Genomic DNA, 16,991 nt, shown 5'->3' on the forward strand with positions numbered 1-16,991 from the left:
CCATGGCACACTTATCAGAATACGATATCAGAAAGCAATATTTTGCCACCATTAAAAAAACGAGAAGGCTAAGCCCTGAAGATACGGAGGAAGTAAGAGAGTTAGTATTGGAAGTACAAGATCCGGCCTTTGAATGTGAAATCGACCAAAGTTTTGGTGTTTTAGTTAAAGTAAGTGATGATTTTGGCAATACCTTGCATCATCGCCTCTACAGTGTTGCGGACATACCCAAAAAGCAGAAAAATAAAACTATCATCACCATGTTGGTGAAGCGCTGCTCTTATGTTGACGCTTTTAGCGGTGAGTTATTTCATGGAATTGCATCCCATTATTTATGTGATCGGAAAGTAGGAGATAAAATCACCATAACTGGCCCTTATCCCTTGGCCTTCAAAATACCTGAGGATAGGAGTTCTAACCTAATTCTAATTGGAATGGGAACAGGAATTGCTCCATTTAGAGCCTTCATTAAGCATATTTATAATGATGTAAAAGACTGGACAGGAAGGATTCTACTTTTTTATGGTGCCAAAACTGGTCTGGAGCTTTTGTATCAGAATGAAATAGAAGATGATCTTACCAATTATTATAATGAAGACACTTTCAAAGCGATTCATGCTTTTAGTCCAAGACCACTTTGGAATGATCCAGTAGTAATTGATCAATCCATAGATGAGCGTTCGGAGGAAATCCTAGACATGCTTTCTTACCTGAATACCTACATTTATGTAGCAGGACATGAAAAGGTTAATGAAGGATTAGATAAAGCATTTGCAGACGTTATGGGCAGTAAGAAAAAATGGGAAGCCAGAAAAGCAGAGCTTATAGCTGGTAAGAAGTGGGTTGAATTAATATATTAAAAAATACAATATGGCTGTCGTTATTGCTGTACTCGCACTTGGAGGATTGACTCTTGCTTTGGCAATTATGCTGGTAATTGCCAATAGGAAGCTCTATGTCTATGAAGATCCACGGATAGATGTGGTAGAAAATATGCTTCCTCGTGCCAATTGCGGGGCTTGTGGCTTTCCAGGTTGTCGACCATTTGCAGAAGCGCTGGTATCAGGCGAAGTATTACCAGGAAAATGTACTGTCAGTTCAGAAGAAGGTAGAGAAGCTATTGGTAATTATTTAGGGGTATCAATTGGAGGCGAAGAAAAGCAGGTAGCTCGGCTGGCTTGCGCTGGCGGTACAAACGTAGCTCGGAACAAAGCGCAGTATGAAGGAATTAATAGTTGCCAAGCCGCAGCTCTGGTTTCCGGTGGTGGTAAAGGATGTTTTTGGGGATGCTTAGGTGCTGGAGATTGTATGCGGGTATGTGATTTTGATGCCATTCATATGAATGAACATTCACTACCTGTGGTGGATATCGATAAATGCACAGCTTGCGGAGATTGTGTAGAAGTCTGTCCTAAAGATCTATTTTCTATTCAGCCAATTAGCCACCAGCTTTGGGTAGCTTGTAAAAACCTTGAAAAAGGGGATGAGGTATTGGAAGAGTGTCAGGTGGCGTGTACAGCATGCGGGCGATGTGCAATGGATGCACCCGGAGATTTGATTACCATGGAAAATAACTTACCAGTTGTGAACTATTCACTTGAACATCAAAACAAGATTCCAATACAAAGATGTCCTACTGGTGCAATTGTTTGGTTAGATCAAAAATTAGGGGCAATCAAAGGTGAGAAAAGCATAAAAATTGTCAGGAAAGGAAAGCGAAATATGGGTTATTCTTGATACTGTAATTACTAATGGAATTAGGAAATTATATCAAAGATGCATTAAATATAGGGCTAACAACAGTTTTTAAACTCTTAGTATTAACGCTCTAACTATCAAATCATTATCTGATATAAATCTATAATTCATATGATCTAAGTCACCCTTTATTAATAAAAAAGTGACTTTCTTAGTTAAAATAAAAAGCACGATTATGAGTACTAGCTCTGAAACTATTAATTCTGCAACATCCACAATTAAAAGGGATAAAATTAAAGAAGCTGTCATTGAAATTGTTAGTGATTCAGGTGAGGGCGCTCAAAAATGTGGGCAGAGTCTAGGCACTATCTCCGCAAAAATGGGGAATGGTGTATGGACGGTAGAAATTATACCCGCAGAAATTAGACCTCCAGCCAGATCAAAAGCTGGTGCCTCAGGAATTAGGGTAAGAATGGGAAGTAACAAAATCACCAATATGGGAGACCATGCAGATATGGTGGTAGCGCTCAATGAACAGGTACTCTACGGAAGAATTGACCAAAACGCTTATAAACCTGGAACCTATTTACTGATTGAGAATAAATGGGCCACTCATACCGAAGAAACTAAAGTTGCTTATGAACAGTCACTTTTAAAATTCAAAGAACTTGGTTATATCATCCATGAAATCCCCATGGAAAAGGAATGCTTAAAGTATGTGAGTGATGCGCGTAAAGGAAAAAACATGTGGGTACTTGGCTTACTCTGCAATGTTTATGACCGTGACTTGACAATTGCAGCGGAACAAGTAAAATCAATTTTCAGCAAGAAAAGTGATGAAGTTATTCAAAGTAATTTAGATCTTTTACATGCCGGTTATAAATGGGCAAACGAGAATTTATCCATGCATTTCACCATTCCTAGCAAGCCAAGTGAAGGTGAATATGTGGTAATGAATGGCAATGAGGCCGTTAGTTTGGGTGTGATGGCAGCAGGAATTGAATTATGCTCCATGTATCCCATTACACCTGCAACTTCAGCGTCTCATGCCTTGGCTGAAACGATAGAATCTGCAGGAGGTATCATTCATCAAGCTGAAGACGAAATAGCGGCTATAGGTTTTGCAATTGGCGCTTCTTATGCAGGCAAAACAGCAGTCACCATCACATCAGGCCCTGGAATTGCTTTAAAAACAGAATTTATTGGCTTGGCCGTGATGGCAGAAATCCCGCTTGTCATCATAGATGTACAGCGCGGAGGACCTTCCACCGGCTTACCAACCAAAGTAGAACAAGGTGATCTGCTTTCGGTATTATATGGGGCCGCTGGAGATGCCCCTAAGATTATACTGGCTCCAGCAACTATAGAAGAATGCTTCCATTATGTCATACTTGCACGAAAATTAGCAGAATCTTTCAGATCACCTGTTTTTGTGCTGACCAATGCCAATCTGGCTACAGGAGTTCAGCCTTTTCCAAGACCCAATATAAAATCAGCTTGGTTTTCTGACCCCATTGATCAAAGTAAATGGAAAGAAGGTGTAAAAGCTTATGATTGGGATCCTCAAACGGGTTTGAGCAAGCGTCCGATTCCAGGCCAAAAAGGAGGGATGTATACTTTGACAGGATTGGCCCATGATGAAGAAAGCCATGTAGCCTATGATCCTGCTATTAATCAGCGTGCTGCTGAAAGCAGAAGTCGAAAATTGGCTGCCTTAAAGCAAACGCTTAAGGAACCCATTATAAATGGAGATCAATCAGGTGATCTATTGCTTGTAGGCTGGGGTTCAACTAAAGGGGCCATAGAGGAAGCCGTAGAACGTGCAAGGGAAAAAGGAGCTAAAGTCAGCTCTCTTCATATCCATTTTATGAGTCCTATGGAACCGGGCCTCAAGCCAATATTTGATAAGTTTAAAAAGGTAATGACTGTGGAAATAAACTACAGCGATACCATAGGAAATCCTTTAATCACTAAAGAAAATAGGCGATATGCACAATTAGCGTGGTACTTAAGAGCTGAAACGCTCACAGATATAGACTGTTTTAGCAATGTATATGGTCAGCCATTGAGTCCCATCAAAATATTGCAGATGCTTGAGAAAACACTTGATTTAAACCTAATTGAATAGAAGATGATTACCCTAAAACCAGATTTTTGCGATATTGAACCACTAGACGGACATTTATTAAGCACCGATGACTATGCTAGTAGCGAAGCTCGATGGTGCTCAGGCTGTGGCGCACATACCATTCTACATTCTGTTCAAAAATTGTGCTCTGATGAACAACTACCACCAGAAAAAACGGTATTTGTATCTGGAATAGGTTGTAGCAGTCGCTTTCCTCATTATATGAAAACATATGGCTTTCACGGTCTACACGGGCGTGCATTTCCTGTTGCCAGCGGTGTAAAATTCAGAAGACCTGATTTGAACGTATTTGTGATTACTGGGGATGGAGATTGTTGTTCCATAGGTGCTGGTCATTGGGTTCATGCCATTCGGTATAATATGAAAATGGTAGTCTTGCTCTTCGATAACTCAATTTATGGGCTAACAAAAAAACAAACTTCCCCCACCAGTCCAATAGGCACCGTTAGTAATACTCACCCAACAGGCTCTGTACTTCCACCTATCAATCCAATACAAGCCACTTTAGGCTTGCCCAATGTTTCCTTTGTGGCACAAACGGTAGATTGGAAATTAGCCCACTTAGAGGCAACTTTAAAAAAAGCCTTTGATCATCCTGGGCTGGCTTTCGTACGAATTGTACAAAGATGTCCTGTTTGGATGCGTGACACTTATGAACCTACGGTTAAAGATCCTAACGCCATTACAGTCCTTCATCATGATGAGGGTATTGTTCTGGGAGAGGATGCATTGAAAAAATTTCGGCATGTGAAGGATCATGATCCTGCAGATATTGTGAAAGCAAGAGAAGTAGCCGAACTAGTTAAAACAACCACTCCAATTGGTCTTTTTTATCAGAATAAAAATGCAAGTAGGTATGATGAATATGGCGCTCATAACCTTGGTATTTCTGTTGAAGACCGAATAGACGCGATTAATTCACATATGGATAAATACGCCATTTAACGTCAGATATTATGGAAAATAGTGATAAACTTCAGCAAAGTATTTCTCCAATTCATTGGAAAAGAAGTGATCCTGCTCCAGAAGAAGAAATGCAAGCCTATTGGAAAAAATTAAGAAATTTTTACCGTACAGGTGAGATATTCCATGCACCACAAAAGCCTGCCTCTTCAGCACTTTTGAGTTTGCTTGATGATAGTCCATCTCCTTATCCATTTTCAATGGGAAATAGTGCAGAAAAAACTACCATTGAGCTAGAGGAAAAGGCACCTTTTTACCTAGTGGATTTTCTGCTTACTCAACACCAAAAAGAAAACAGAAAATCATTTAAAATACAATTGGCCACGCTCATAAAAGGATTAAATCGATTAATGCATATTGATGATAAAAATTCTGATATAGAGACACTTAAAGGAGATTATGATTTTGCAAATGAGCTTATAGCATTTGATAAAATGGTGGATATGGTTCCTCAGGATGCATCCGAAAAGCTAAGCGATTCAAGATTATCTCGCTTAACAGACATCATTGATATCTTGCAGAAAGGGTTGGTACATTTCAATAAACAAGAGGGCGTAATTGGAATTGAAAAAGAACTAAAAACCCTTATTGAAAAAGAATTTTTATTTAAAAAAGCACTATTGGTTGAGGCAAAGAATGATGCTTTTGACCAAATTCAAAATCTTTTCAATGAACAAGTGCAATCATTTACTTCTTTAATGAAAGCCTATCGAATAGCACAATTGGAAATTGAAGGGGAGTACAATGAAGCTATCCATAATGACTACTTTGAACATTTCACATGGTATCGTTTATTGCAGGATGAATTAAATCTTTTTCCACCAATAGTATTGCTTGTAACCCAAGCCTATTTATTTGATCATTTAACCTCTCTTTCGCATCTATTGGCTTCAAATAAACCGATTAAGATAGTGGTATTGAATCAGGAGCATATCACTGCTCCACATGAGCAATTAAGCTGGGAAGATGCCTCTCATCAGTTCAGACAAGAGATTGCAACGCTTGGTATTGCTCATCGAAATGTTTATACTTTCCAAAGTAGTATGCTTGATCCTACCTTTACTTACCAAGGGTTAGATAACTGTTTCAAATCTACTGCTCCCGGGATTTGTCATTTATCAGTTCCAAAAGAAAATAAATTGAGTAACACCAGCCATTTCTTAATTTCTAAAGCAGCCAATGCAAGTCGATATTTTCCGGGAATTCTCTATGATCCAGCAAAGTACAGCGAATGGGGTGGAAGGTTTGACCTTTCGGAAAATATCCAGTCAGAAGAAAAATGGCCTATTTTTACATTAAAGGCGAATACCTCTGATAATAAAGACTTCATAACCGAAGTGGCTTTTACTTATGCAGATTACAAAGCCATTTTTCCGGAAAAAACAGAAGAATTAATGATTATTCCTGCCGAGTATGATACGGAGCATTTAATTCCACTCAGCGAATATTTGGAAGCAGATGAAGCTAATCTATACGGTAAAATCCCATTTATTTGGCTGATTGATGAAAATCAGAATTTGCACAAGGCTGCAGTTCCTAATGTATGGGTAGTTTCTTGTCAGGAAAGATTAGATTTTTGGTCATTTTTACAAGAATTAGGCGGGCTGAATAGCTATCATGCAAAGATGGCTTTGGAACAAAAAGATCAACTTTTAGAGGAGCAAAAAGCGAAAATGGATGCGGAACGAGAGCAAATTAATGCTAAAGCACAAGAAGAAGCTATTGCTCAAGCAGCAGAGCGTCTTGTTTTAGCCTTGCTTAATGATGAAAATCACATATAATCGCAATTTCGGTCATTGGGGATTTCTATAAATATGAATAACTTTGATTTATCAAGTAAGAGATAAAGGGCAGGTTTTAAAACCTAATCAAATTTAGTTTATTCTTGGAAATTGTTCGGTTTTTTGAATTTGGGAAAAGGTAAACTAAGTTTGGTAGAATTATAAGATCTCACCTAGGAAAGAGATTAGATGATGAAGCCTTAATAACTGTAACTTGATATTTTGTGAAATTTCGAAAAATTAGCAAGATTGGTGGGGTATTGTTTCGACCAGGAATAATTCCCCACCTTTTGTTTTTTGGATGTGTTTAGGTCTAATCAAATACAAATCACAATTAAGATTAACCTTATAATTACCTTATTCTTAATTATTCTATTCTCCCCGAATATGCAAATGTATTATCATACTTCTATCAGCAATTGTAGTCGATATAATAGCATTTCATTTATTCGAAATTCACAGCTAAATCTCAAGTAGTTTGTAATTCAATCATTTTTATATTGAATAATTAAAAAAGGAAAATCACAATTCCTTTCAATTTTGAGCATAATGCGGAATTGTGATCCTATCGATAATAAAATTCTAATTAGCTTAACCTTTAAATAGATTAAGGAGCCCTATTATAATGATAAGGGTAGTAAACTAAACTGGTGAATGCGCATAATTATTTAAATGTTGAGTTGCCAGTTTAATTAAATGCTTGTCTAGTTTCCGTTCTTCTTCCAATGATGTATGAAATACACGCGAAATGGTATTGTCTTGCATCACATCAGATAAGGTAGAGATTGTTGTGTATCCAGCAATTTTGAAATGATTTATATATTGAATTGCATTAATAATCTCCATATCTCTGATTTTTGAGTCTTTAATTCTATTAATCAAATGATTTTTTTTATTGATTATTGCTCCAAATGGCTCACTCACTTCTCCATCTAACTCCACCTCGAAATTTTTGAATGCGGTTTCTATTCTTCCTTGTTGCTTCCAGGTTTTCTTTATTTCATCTCTAATAGTTGCTTTCAAATCATGAGAGGTGGCTATTTTTCGAAGTTTGGATAGTGCGTTAATCTCTTGTTCTTGGGCATTAAATAATTCTCTTCCTTCCTCAATGAACAAATCTTTTAGGTCTTCAATTTTTTTCATAACATTATCAATTTATTTTAAGAGTCATTTTCTTTATGGTTTTTGTTTATTCCCAATTTGGCATCTCTGCATTTTCAAATAATTTTTCTCTATTTTTTCCATCTGTATCCATTATCCATACTGATTTAAAACCAGAACCATCATTTGCTACGTTTACAAAAATAATTTTAGCACCATCTGGGGAGAATCTTGGCTGAAGGTCATTTGTACCATCAGTTTTACCATCTGACAAATCAGTAATCTCCAAGGTTTCAATATTAATATTAAATATGCGGGCATCTAATTGTCTTCCCGTGGCTGATTCATAGCCAGATTGATCACGAGTGAATATTACATTATTGCCATCTACTGAGAATGAAGGGTTTTCCATTATACCAGGTAAATCATCCACAAGCCTCATTGTATCTGTTCCATCACTGTTCATCAAGTATATCTCTGAAGAATAGATTGTAGAACCTATAGTTTCTACCACAATTTTATTATTGACATCAGTCCAATCGCAGGTACGGAAATTTCTGTTTATAGGAGCGATAGCCACTTTTCTTAAGGTAGTACCATCCTTGTTTATTTGGTAGAGCATATCGTAGTGACTATACAAGAACTTTCCATTGTCTGGAGACCAGCAGTAGCCCGTTCCTTGATTATGAAATCCTGCAATTGGCAGTGTCGTAACCTTTTTCGAGCCAGATCCATCTTTCGCCATAGTGTAAATGTGAAAGTCAACTTGCCTGTTGGATGAATACGCTATTAAGTCTCTCGTTTTTGAATAGAGTGGCTTAAGTTCCATGTTACTTGTATTCGTAATTCTTGTGAGAGTTTCTCCGGTATTATCGGATGAAAATATTTCGTAATTGCCTTCATGCAGTGATGAGAACAAATATCGATTATCTGGAAAGGCTATAGTCTTGAATGACCATATATCACCCTTAGTGACATTACCTGTACTACTTGTAACATTCACCTGCCAGAAGTAATTGGAATTATACTTCAACCCATCAATTACTAAACTTGTATCTTGATGATCGATTATCTCAATAAATGCTTCATTGTCATCATCTTCATACACAATAATATTATAAGCTAGAAGATCATCATAGGTAAGATCAACAGCTTGCCATTGTAGACTGATTGATAAGGGTTGATTATCAGCACTATTGTCAGGAAAAGGATTTATTGGGGGAGGTGCAATTCGGTTTGCAGCAGTGAGTTTAACAGTTACTGTCGTCTCGTTATTATTAGTTATTGTAATTTTAACATTTTCATTAGCATATCCAGTAGCTTTAGCAACTAAGGTATACTCGCCAATAGGCATATTTTCTATTTGAAATATACCTGCACTATCGGTATATGCTTCACTGGTTACGGGTACTGTACTGATTTCTACCGCCTCTATAGGTGTATTAGTTAGTTTATCTACCAATACACCATCTAAAGAACCTACCAAAGTAGGGGCGATGGTATCTTCAATACAAGAGCTGCCAATAAATAATAGAAAGAAAAATAGGAGATTTCGATTTATTGAATTTCGTTGCATGGTGCTTTTCATTAAAAAAGCCGTAAGGTTTTTACGGCTTTTGGGTTAATTTGATTTAATAATCAACTGCATTTTGTTTCCTCTTTGCTGAATTTTCAAATCGGATGAACTTAATTTATTTGAAGTATGCGAAATAGAATTATGTTGACCCTCTTGAATTATTTCATATAATAAATGATCGCCTGATACTTGTTGATTTATCGTATTTGAGTTCCCATTCTGAGTTATTAAGGCTTCTATGTGAGTACCATTAAGCTCGCCATTGTAGTGATTTAAATCTCCATTTTGATTCAAGGTAAATTGACCTCCAAAATTTGAGTGAATTAAATATAAAGAATTCTGAATCCCTACCTGCTTTGCAGTAATAGTATTAAGCCCGGCCTGCTTTATGAAAGCACTGTTTTCATCACCTAACTGAACTAGAATCGCACTATTAATAAATTCGTCATTCTTTAGGTTCGCTAAGTTTTCATTATTACCATCAATTTGCTCCATGTCAACAGCTATGCCTATTTCTTGTGAAAACCCATAATAAGGTATATAGAGTGATGCAAGAAGGATAGCCGATGTGATAAATAGATTTTTCATGTTAGAATTCATAAAAATACTTTCACCCATTTGGGCGAAAGTATTTTCTTTAAATTAAAATTGAGCTACAACTGCGTTGTTACCAACACCTAACTGATTAACATATGAATTATGTCCAGCATTGAATTGATTCACAACAGCGTTGTTTAAAGCACCAGTTTGCACTGTCAATGCATAGTTGCCTACACCAAATTGTCCTTGATATGAACAATTCAATTCACCATTTTGAACACTGAATGCACCATTACGTTCTCCCAGTTGAACTTGAGTAGAGCTATTACCAAAGCCTAATTGAAGAATGTTAGCATAGTTATATTTAGCAGCATGTCCGTGTCCACATTCTCCATCACAATCGTCTCCACATGCTCCCATTCCATTACCGTCATTCAAACCTTGAGTTTGGGAAGCATAGTTTGCTTCTCCCCATTGAGTAACATCAGCAACATTTTGAATACCTGATTGATATTGTTCTGATAGATTACCTGAACCTTGTTGGAATGCAGTAGCCATATTTCCTTTATGAAGTTGTTCTTGAAATGCTTCATTACTTTCTCCAGTTTGGAAAATACTCGCTACGTTACCATGTCCACGCTGATCTTGAGAAGCATAATTAAAGAATCCCCATTGATTAGTCATGGCACGATTCATTTTACCGTGCTGTACCTGATCAGAAACATTACCTACCCACAATTGCGTAGCAGCGGCTGAATTGCCAAAGCCATGCTGATTTTGTGTAGAGATGTTTCGTTCACCAAATTGGTTAGACAATCCAAAATTTAATACGCCTCTTTGAGATTTGTATGCTTGGTTTGCGAATCCAAATTGATCAGTTCCTACCATATTCCAGTCTCCGATTTGATCAGAATAGGAATAGTTCATTGCACCATTTTGCAATACCATCGATCCGTTTGCAAAACCAGCTTGAAACACATCACTGGTATTTTGCGCGAAACTGTAGTAGCCTGTTAATAATAAAACAACTACTAGACTCATTAACTTTTTCATCATTTTTCTATTTAAAATAAAACATATATATAATTATATGCCTGATGAAATAGGCCTGCAATACCAGCAATTACAAATCTATTTTTCAAGAATATACTCGTCAAAATTCACTTAAATCTTAACGTCTTTTTTTCTCTTTAAACCTTCTTTTTTTATTCCTCCTTTTTTATTCTTCTTTTTGAATGAGAAGTACTTGGTCACACCAATACTTACCCCCCAAAAGAAGTCATCATACTCTCCAAATTCGAGCCCATCCAGATTGTCACTAAGGACATGCCTGTAGTTTACTGCTCCATGAATTCCAAAATTGTTTTTAAGCAAATGCTCAAATCCAAATTCAACCGTTCCAAGAGGATAGAAGTCCTGATAATACTCTATCTTAGAGTCGCGATCATTCATCAATTCTTTTACCGTTCCTCCGCCAATATAAATGTATGGGGTCATGGTATTAAGATGCAGGAATTTGTACTTCACACCGAGGTCTGCATAACTCAGTATGCTATTGAATCCTCCGGAAGCACTTATTTTTCCTACTCCAAGATTAGTCATGACTGAAAAGGCCGACTTAGGCGAGTATTCCATTGCTATTTCTGCAGCCCCAAGAGTTTCTCCGTTAACATAATCACCTTCACATTTTATGGCCGATCCATTAATTCCTATTCCCCAATTATCTCGTCTTTCTCTTACTTCAAGACCAAAGGCATCTATGTAATTATTATTAATTTGTTCAGTTTTGTATTGATTTATGACATCTCCTTGTAGGTCGACAGTATCCATCACTTGCCATAATTGATCATCAATACCCTCAATTACTAGTCCAATAACAGCTTTCTCAATTGCCTCTTTCACAGCCATTTCGCTTGGTTCATTATAGGTGAATCCCATTTCAGCTTCAAGCAATCTACGTAAGCTGACAAACCTAAATACTCCCACGTCCACTTGCTGAGAAAGAATTGTTTTTGAAGTGTAAATGGTTTTTAAAATTCTGCCATTACTCGTAGATACAGCTCTAAGGTATATCGTAACACGGTCTTCTCTATATTGACCGGAGGATCCAGATCCAAAATAGCGTAGACCTGCGCCTCCAGTTTTAATATTACTGTCAAATGATACAATACCGCCTTCAATGATAATTCCTGCAAATACTAATGGGGGCAATAATTGGTCTTTAACATCCGTATAATTGGCCCGGCTAGACCGGATAATCTTTCTTTCATTCAGTAGGTTAGAAAGTCCTTCTCTTTCAATAGGAATAAACCAGCCGGACTCTTCCATAGCTCTTAGCAAAATGGATGTAGCACCTTGCGTTACAGCAGTTGACCAACTAGCACCTGTCTCTGATTCTTTGTATTGACCTGTTTGATCCCTGAATTTATAGACTGCCGCTACAATCTTATCTTTAGGCTCCGGTAAAGAGGTGAGTTGTTTGTAATATTGGGTTTCAGCTCCTAATCGTGCATTTTTAGTGCGCATGGGTTGATAGAAATAATTTGAACAACTAGATAGGATTACCAGCGAAATTATTAAGGCAAAATATTTGTATGGTATGTTTTTCATCATTATTGTTTTAGTAGTAAGGAATCACAATAACAGTTTCACCACCGTCAACGGCATCAAAAATCTTAACAGTTACGCCATCAGAACCTGAAGCGATGTCGATTTGAAATCCACCAATTTCGAAAGTTCCATCTTGCAAATCTCCCTCTCCAAAAATATTATCTACCAATTTCCTGGATAATTGAGAAAGAATTTGACGGTTTAAACTATTTTCAAAATCAGATAAAGGATCTTGTTCATAAGAAGAGAAAGTAGATTCTTCTTTATGGTCATTTTGTTCCGATGCTGAACTAAGCATCCACTGGTAATTGAAAGGATCACCTCCAAATGCCGGGTTGACCGGCTGGTAAACAAAGTCTTGAGAAAATCCAATACTGACTATCCCAAACAGTACGATTAATGTTGATAATACTTGCTTTTTCATAATATCACTATTTTAAAATATTCCTGTTCCTTTTACATCATCCCCTTCAAGTGAGCTTTTTATCTCCTCATAATTATATAAATATGCATTAGCTTGATTGACTGCCATTTCTACAATTGAAACCAGGTAATCATACCTTGGTTGAAGGGGCATTTCAAATATTAATATGTCATTAATGATAATGCTGACTTGTGTTGAATTACCTCGGAGGGGTTTTTCTTTTATCAACATGATGAATGTATCATTCAAGCCCTCTGGCCATACCCAAAGACTATAGAATAACTCATGGAAGTCATTTCCAGCTTTAGTCATGGTTTCATTCACTATTAGTTCATTGATTTCATTCTCATACTGATTTTTCATTTCAACCTCCAATGAACTATCCTGATTATGTGAAATTATTTCTTTTAATAGTTGGATACGGACGCTATCGTCTTGACCATGAATGCCTAATACTGTGATTATATTTAGGATAAAAAGTAGTAGCGTTTTCATTTTTGCGTTTTTTAAACTAGTAAAATATATAAATCGCTTTTTTTATTTGTTTAAAACTACACAATATCACATGTATGTTTAATGAGGATTATCACCACAATGAAAGATGTATATCATTTTTATAATCGATGCCAATATCGATAGGACTAAAAGAAGGAATAGCTTTAAAATGAAATTTATAAGGCTGTATTAAGCATCGCTATGGTGTAATAGGCTTAGGGATAAATAATAGTTACCGTATCCTAGTGGACAGGACATATTAGAATTTCGAATAATATTTTTGGGAAACATAATCCCGATTGATCGCGACCTAAGTGACAGCTTGAAAATGATTTGTATGGATTTAAAGTCAAACACAGGATAATTCCAGAGCAGAATCAATAAGGCCAGTAAGAATTTACTGACAGTTTATAGTTTTTTTATAAAAAATGAGGGCTTATGATATCAATCCGTTTCTTTGTAATAATGCTTTCAACTTGTCCAAATCTACCGGCTTATCAATAAAACCAATCACATTTGGGTATTCATCTAATTTGTCTTTATCAATGCTTTCCGATGAAATCATTATGGTTTTAGGTTGCTGCTTCATCAAATCCAATACATCAAAGCCACTTAAACCATCAATATATTGATCCAAAAAGAGTAACTCAGGTTCATTTCTATGAATATCTAGTAATCCTCCTAAAGTATCAACTCTGGAGCTTATATGTTCAAAATCAGGAAATATATCATCAATATTAGTTTTTAACCATTTGCTAAATATATGGTCATCATCTATAATTAAGTATTTTATCTTGTTCATATAAGTTTTGATATTTTTGTAAGCTGACCAAAAGTACAAAAAAATACTAATTAACATTGCAAGTTTTTCACGGCATAGTGTCTTAGCCAGGATATCTTAATAGTCCATAGAATCAATCCTTAAAATGAGAATTAAATAATTTAATTATATTTAGTTCATCAAAACCACAAATCATGGCAGAAGCAAGCATACATCTATCGTATTTGCGACTTAGGAGACTCATTGGCATTTGCGGACTAGCATTGCCTATATTCGGCAGCATTGTCATAGGTGATATATTACCCTCTATCAGTCATTACTATTATTCCAATGCCAACGTATTGTTTGTTGGTATTCTATCAATTTTAGGAGTATTCTTAATCTCTTATAAAGGCTATGATCAAGAGGAAGAGTGGATTTCCGATAATCTAGCCACCACCATTGGAGGGATAGCCATATTGTTGGTTGTCATTATCCCTGGGAAATATGTTTGGACTGATTTCCCAACTGCATGGAATTACAGCGTGAATTGTCCAACCTTTTATTGCACGGATGAGGACTCTATATTTAGGGTAATTCACTTTGTTTCAGCTGGTATTTTCTTTCTGGCAATGAGCTGGTTAAGTATCTTTAACTTTACGAAAAGTAGTAATACTAAATCCAATAAAGTCTATATCTTTTGTGGCATTGGAATGATTGTCATTCTCCTCCTCACCATTCTTGTAGAATTTATACTAGATCTAAATACTTCTAAATATTTCATTTTTATAGTGGAATGCATCATGTTGCTGCTTTTTGCTGTAAGTTGGTTGGTGAAGGGTAAAGCTTTGAGAGGAGGAATCAATAGTTAGAAGTGTTATGTTTTAGTACTCGCCACTATTTCTAACACGCCTATTGTTACTAAAAAATGAAGCTGTGATATATAAGGTTTCCGATTTAAGAAAAACTTGCCCAAACCATTTAAAAACCACAACTTTGAGCTAATACTATGGATGTAAATCAGGAAATATTAGCTATCACAAAGGCTTCAAGCATTATCCGAACCGAATCTGTGCAAACGCTCTGGAGTGGTTATGGAGAAATAAAACGATATGTACTCATGGGAGGAAATTACCCTAGCCTAATCGTTAAGCATATTCAGTTACCGGATGCTAATCAACACCCCAAAGGCTGGAATACTGACTTATCACATCAGCGAAAACTTAACTCTTATCAGGTAGAGCGGCAGTGGTATCAGGAATTTGCAAAGAAAACAGATGCTAGTTGCAGAGTACCGCAAATCTATCATGCGGTGGAAGAGGGAAATGAACTACTATTAATCATGGAGGACTTGGATGCAAGTGGATATCCGGTTCGTTTACATCATAATGATGTTAGCCTAAATCATGCTAAAAGTTGCTTAAGTTGGTTGGCACATTTTCATGCCAAATTTATGAATAGTAAAGTAGACGGACTATGGGAAGTGGGTACTTATTGGCATTTGGAAACTCGGCCTGATGAATGGGAGCGAATGGAGAATATTGCATTAAAAGATGCGGCCTCTGCTATAGATAAAAAACTTCAAGATGCCCATTACCAAACGATAGTACATGGAGATGCAAAATTAGCCAATTTCTGCTTTAGTGAAGATGGAAAGCTTGCAGCAGTGGATTTTCAATATGTTGGAAAAGGGAGCGGTGTGAAAGATGTTGCTTATTTTATCAGCAGTTGTTTTGAGGCTGAAGATTGTGAAAAATATGAAGAGGAACTTCTTCAGCACTACTTTAAGCAACTTAAAAACTCATTAGATCATGCTATTGATTTTCAGGCCCTTAAAAATGAATGGAGTGCGCTTTACCGATATGCGTGGGCTGATTTATATCGGTTTTTGGATGGCTGGAGTCCAGATCATTGGAAAATGCACGAGTATAGTAAAAAATTAACTGATGAAGTGTTAAATGAACTAAAAATCGCATAATGCTTACAGATAAAGATCTATATTCACTTTGTAAGATTGCAGAAAGCGCAGCAATAGCTGCTGGAGAACATATTCAATCACAATTTAATCAACATTATAAAAAGGAACAGAAAGCAGGAGGTCATTCACTAGCTTCAAAAGTTGTAACGGAGGTGGATTACAAGGCTCAGGAAATCATTCTTCAACATTTGAATAACAGTATTGAACAATATGATTTGGGCCTATTGACTGAAGAGGCCGCAGATGATTCCTCTCGACTGGAGAAAGACCATTTTTGGTGTATTGATCCAATGGATGGGACTTTAGCTTTTACAGAAGGAAGGACGGGCTATGCCGTATCTATTGCTTTGGTTTCAAAATCCGGAGACCCTCTTATTGGGGTGGTATATTTACCCGATTTGGAGGATGTTTATACTTCCGTGAAAGGAAAAGGATTACGATTAAACCATGAGGTATTCAATCGAGAAGCCTTGAAAACTGAAGTTATACAGCTTTATATGGATCGCAGTCTACAGTCAGAGCCCTATTTCGACTTACTAAAGAATGATTTTCAAAACTGGTCAGATGAAAAAGAAAAAAAGCTTGAGTTTCATCTAGGTTATGGAGCTGTACGGAATGCCATAGGCGTATTGCACTCAGCTTCTGCATGCTATTTCAAATTTCCTAAAAAGCAATTTGGAGGGGGCAGCATTTGGGATTATGCAGCCACTCGTTTATTCTTTGAAGAACTAGGCCTTATTGTAACCGATATTTTCGGCAAGCCACTTCATCTTAATGATCCTGAATCCACCTTTATGAATAAAGCAGGTGTACTCTATGCTACCGGTGGTGCTTTATTTGATTTTATCCTCAGGCTAGCTTATCAACTAGATGAGTTTTAAATATTACTGTAATATTCAGCCAAACATAAAAATAA

Annotated in this window: 16 protein-coding genes; 8 read left to right on the forward strand and 8 right to left on the reverse strand. The window is 36.6% G+C overall.

Annotation, left to right across the window (positions count from 1 at the left end; genetic code table 11):
- The first annotated feature begins 2 nt into the window (after positions 1–2).
- From QYS49_RS12530 to QYS49_RS12550, 5 genes are all read left to right on the forward strand, one after another.
- Positions 3–860, forward strand: coding sequence for a ferredoxin reductase domain-containing protein (locus QYS49_RS12530; protein ID WP_308347700.1), 858 nt, complete (start codon positions 3–5; stop codon positions 858–860).
- Positions 861–870: 10 nt separating this feature from the next.
- Positions 871–1,737 (forward strand): RnfABCDGE type electron transport complex subunit B, encoded by an 867-nt coding sequence (locus tag QYS49_RS12535; protein ID WP_308347702.1) that lies wholly within the window; start codon positions 871–873, stop codon positions 1,735–1,737.
- A gap of 196 nt (positions 1,738–1,933) precedes the next feature.
- Entirely contained in the window at positions 1,934–3,826 is a 1,893-nt protein-coding gene (locus tag QYS49_RS12540) for a 2-oxoacid:acceptor oxidoreductase subunit alpha (RefSeq protein ID WP_308347704.1), read from the forward strand.
- Between the two features lie 3 nt (positions 3,827–3,829).
- Positions 3,830–4,792 carry a thiamine pyrophosphate-dependent enzyme gene (locus tag QYS49_RS12545; RefSeq protein ID WP_308347706.1) on the forward strand — a complete coding sequence of 321 codons (963 nt, stop codon included), beginning with the start codon at positions 3,830–3,832 and terminating at the stop codon, positions 4,790–4,792.
- 11 nt (positions 4,793–4,803) lie between these two features.
- On the forward strand, positions 4,804–6,591 hold the full coding sequence (locus tag QYS49_RS12550) for a hypothetical protein (protein ID WP_308347707.1): 1,788 nt from the start codon (positions 4,804–4,806) through the stop codon (positions 6,589–6,591).
- A gap of 642 nt (positions 6,592–7,233) precedes the next feature.
- Here the strand turns inward: QYS49_RS12550 and QYS49_RS12555 are convergent.
- From QYS49_RS12555 to QYS49_RS12590, 8 genes are all read right to left on the reverse strand, one after another.
- Positions 7,234–7,734: a YciE/YciF ferroxidase family protein gene (locus QYS49_RS12555; protein WP_308347709.1), complete on the reverse strand. Its 501-nt coding sequence runs from the start codon at positions 7,732–7,734 to the stop codon at positions 7,234–7,236.
- A gap of 46 nt (positions 7,735–7,780) precedes the next feature.
- Positions 7,781–9,268 carry a carboxypeptidase-like regulatory domain-containing protein gene (locus QYS49_RS12560; RefSeq protein ID WP_308347710.1) on the reverse strand — a complete coding sequence of 496 codons (1,488 nt, stop codon included), beginning with the start codon at positions 9,266–9,268 and terminating at the stop codon, positions 7,781–7,783.
- Between the two features lie 45 nt (positions 9,269–9,313).
- Positions 9,314–9,856 carry a hypothetical protein gene (locus QYS49_RS12565; protein WP_308347712.1) on the reverse strand — a complete coding sequence of 181 codons (543 nt, stop codon included), beginning with the start codon at positions 9,854–9,856 and terminating at the stop codon, positions 9,314–9,316.
- A 54-nt stretch (positions 9,857–9,910) separates the two neighbouring features.
- On the reverse strand, positions 9,911–10,861 hold the full coding sequence (locus QYS49_RS12570; protein ID WP_308347713.1) for a hypothetical protein: 951 nt from the start codon (positions 10,859–10,861) through the stop codon (positions 9,911–9,913).
- A 111-nt stretch (positions 10,862–10,972) separates the two neighbouring features.
- The gene (locus QYS49_RS12575) at positions 10,973–12,418 is read right to left on the reverse strand and encodes a CsgG/HfaB family protein (protein ID WP_308347715.1); all 1,446 of its coding nucleotides are present in this window, start codon (positions 12,416–12,418) and stop codon (positions 10,973–10,975) included.
- A 10-nt stretch (positions 12,419–12,428) separates the two neighbouring features.
- Positions 12,429–12,842 carry a curli production assembly/transport component CsgF gene (locus QYS49_RS12580; protein WP_308347716.1) on the reverse strand — a complete coding sequence of 138 codons (414 nt, stop codon included), beginning with the start codon at positions 12,840–12,842 and terminating at the stop codon, positions 12,429–12,431.
- Positions 12,843–12,854: 12 nt separating this feature from the next.
- A complete protein-coding gene (locus QYS49_RS12585; RefSeq protein WP_308347717.1) occupies positions 12,855–13,337 on the reverse strand; it encodes a CsgE family curli-type amyloid fiber assembly protein in 483 nt (160 codons plus the stop codon).
- Positions 13,338–13,773: 436 nt separating this feature from the next.
- A complete protein-coding gene (locus QYS49_RS12590; RefSeq protein WP_308347718.1) occupies positions 13,774–14,139 on the reverse strand; it encodes a response regulator in 366 nt (121 codons plus the stop codon).
- A 173-nt stretch (positions 14,140–14,312) separates the two neighbouring features.
- On the opposite strand from QYS49_RS12590, the gene QYS49_RS12595 reads away from it, so the two are divergent.
- The 3 genes from QYS49_RS12595 (at position 14,313) to QYS49_RS12605 (ending at position 16,956) form a co-directional block, all read left to right on the forward strand.
- Positions 14,313–14,969, forward strand: coding sequence for a hypothetical protein (locus QYS49_RS12595; RefSeq protein ID WP_308347720.1), 657 nt, complete (start codon positions 14,313–14,315; stop codon positions 14,967–14,969).
- A 137-nt stretch (positions 14,970–15,106) separates the two neighbouring features.
- Positions 15,107–16,075: a phosphotransferase gene (locus QYS49_RS12600; RefSeq protein WP_308347721.1), complete on the forward strand. Its 969-nt coding sequence runs from the start codon at positions 15,107–15,109 to the stop codon at positions 16,073–16,075.
- Positions 16,075–16,956, forward strand: a complete 882-nt coding sequence (locus QYS49_RS12605; RefSeq protein ID WP_308347722.1) for a 3'(2'),5'-bisphosphate nucleotidase CysQ family protein — start codon at positions 16,075–16,077, stop codon at positions 16,954–16,956. Before QYS49_RS12600 ends, QYS49_RS12605 begins: the two co-directional genes overlap by 1 nt.
- Positions 16,957–16,991: the final 35 nt, after the last annotated feature.

The sequence above is a fragment of the Marivirga salinae genome, assembly GCF_030503855.1.
Classification (GTDB): Bacteria; Bacteroidota; Bacteroidia; order Cytophagales; family Cyclobacteriaceae; genus Marivirga; species Marivirga salinarum.

Excerpts from the sequence above, each read along its gene's own strand:
- QYS49_RS12595 (WP_308347720.1), top strand. The coding sequence starts at position 14,313 with ATGGCAGAAGCAAGCATACATCTATCGTATTTGCGACTTAGGAGACTC.
- QYS49_RS12540 (WP_308347704.1), top strand. The coding sequence starts at position 1,934 with ATGAGTACTAGCTCTGAAACTATTAATTCTGCAACATCCACAATTAAA.
- QYS49_RS12580 (WP_308347716.1), bottom strand. The coding sequence starts at position 12,842 with ATGAAAAAGCAAGTATTATCAACATTAATCGTACTGTTTGGGATAGTC.
- QYS49_RS12535 (WP_308347702.1), top strand. The coding sequence starts at position 871 with ATGGCTGTCGTTATTGCTGTACTCGCACTTGGAGGATTGACTCTTGCT.
- QYS49_RS12570 (WP_308347713.1), bottom strand. The coding sequence starts at position 10,861 with ATGAAAAAGTTAATGAGTCTAGTAGTTGTTTTATTATTAACAGGCTAC.
- QYS49_RS12605 (WP_308347722.1), top strand. The coding sequence starts at position 16,075 with ATGCTTACAGATAAAGATCTATATTCACTTTGTAAGATTGCAGAAAGC.
- QYS49_RS12565 (WP_308347712.1), bottom strand. The coding sequence starts at position 9,856 with ATGAAAAATCTATTTATCACATCGGCTATCCTTCTTGCATCACTCTAT.
- QYS49_RS12590 (WP_308347718.1), bottom strand. The coding sequence starts at position 14,139 with ATGAACAAGATAAAATACTTAATTATAGATGATGACCATATATTTAGC.
- QYS49_RS12555 (WP_308347709.1), bottom strand. The coding sequence starts at position 7,734 with ATGAAAAAAATTGAAGACCTAAAAGATTTGTTCATTGAGGAAGGAAGA.
- QYS49_RS12545 (WP_308347706.1), top strand. The coding sequence starts at position 3,830 with ATGATTACCCTAAAACCAGATTTTTGCGATATTGAACCACTAGACGGA.
- QYS49_RS12575 (WP_308347715.1), bottom strand. The coding sequence starts at position 12,418 with ATGAAAAACATACCATACAAATATTTTGCCTTAATAATTTCGCTGGTA.
- QYS49_RS12530 (WP_308347700.1), top strand. The coding sequence starts at position 3 with ATGGCACACTTATCAGAATACGATATCAGAAAGCAATATTTTGCCACC.
- QYS49_RS12600 (WP_308347721.1), top strand. The coding sequence starts at position 15,107 with ATGGATGTAAATCAGGAAATATTAGCTATCACAAAGGCTTCAAGCATT.
- QYS49_RS12560 (WP_308347710.1), bottom strand. The coding sequence starts at position 9,268 with ATGCAACGAAATTCAATAAATCGAAATCTCCTATTTTTCTTTCTATTA.
- QYS49_RS12550 (WP_308347707.1), top strand. The coding sequence starts at position 4,804 with ATGGAAAATAGTGATAAACTTCAGCAAAGTATTTCTCCAATTCATTGG.
- QYS49_RS12585 (WP_308347717.1), bottom strand. The coding sequence starts at position 13,337 with ATGAAAACGCTACTACTTTTTATCCTAAATATAATCACAGTATTAGGC.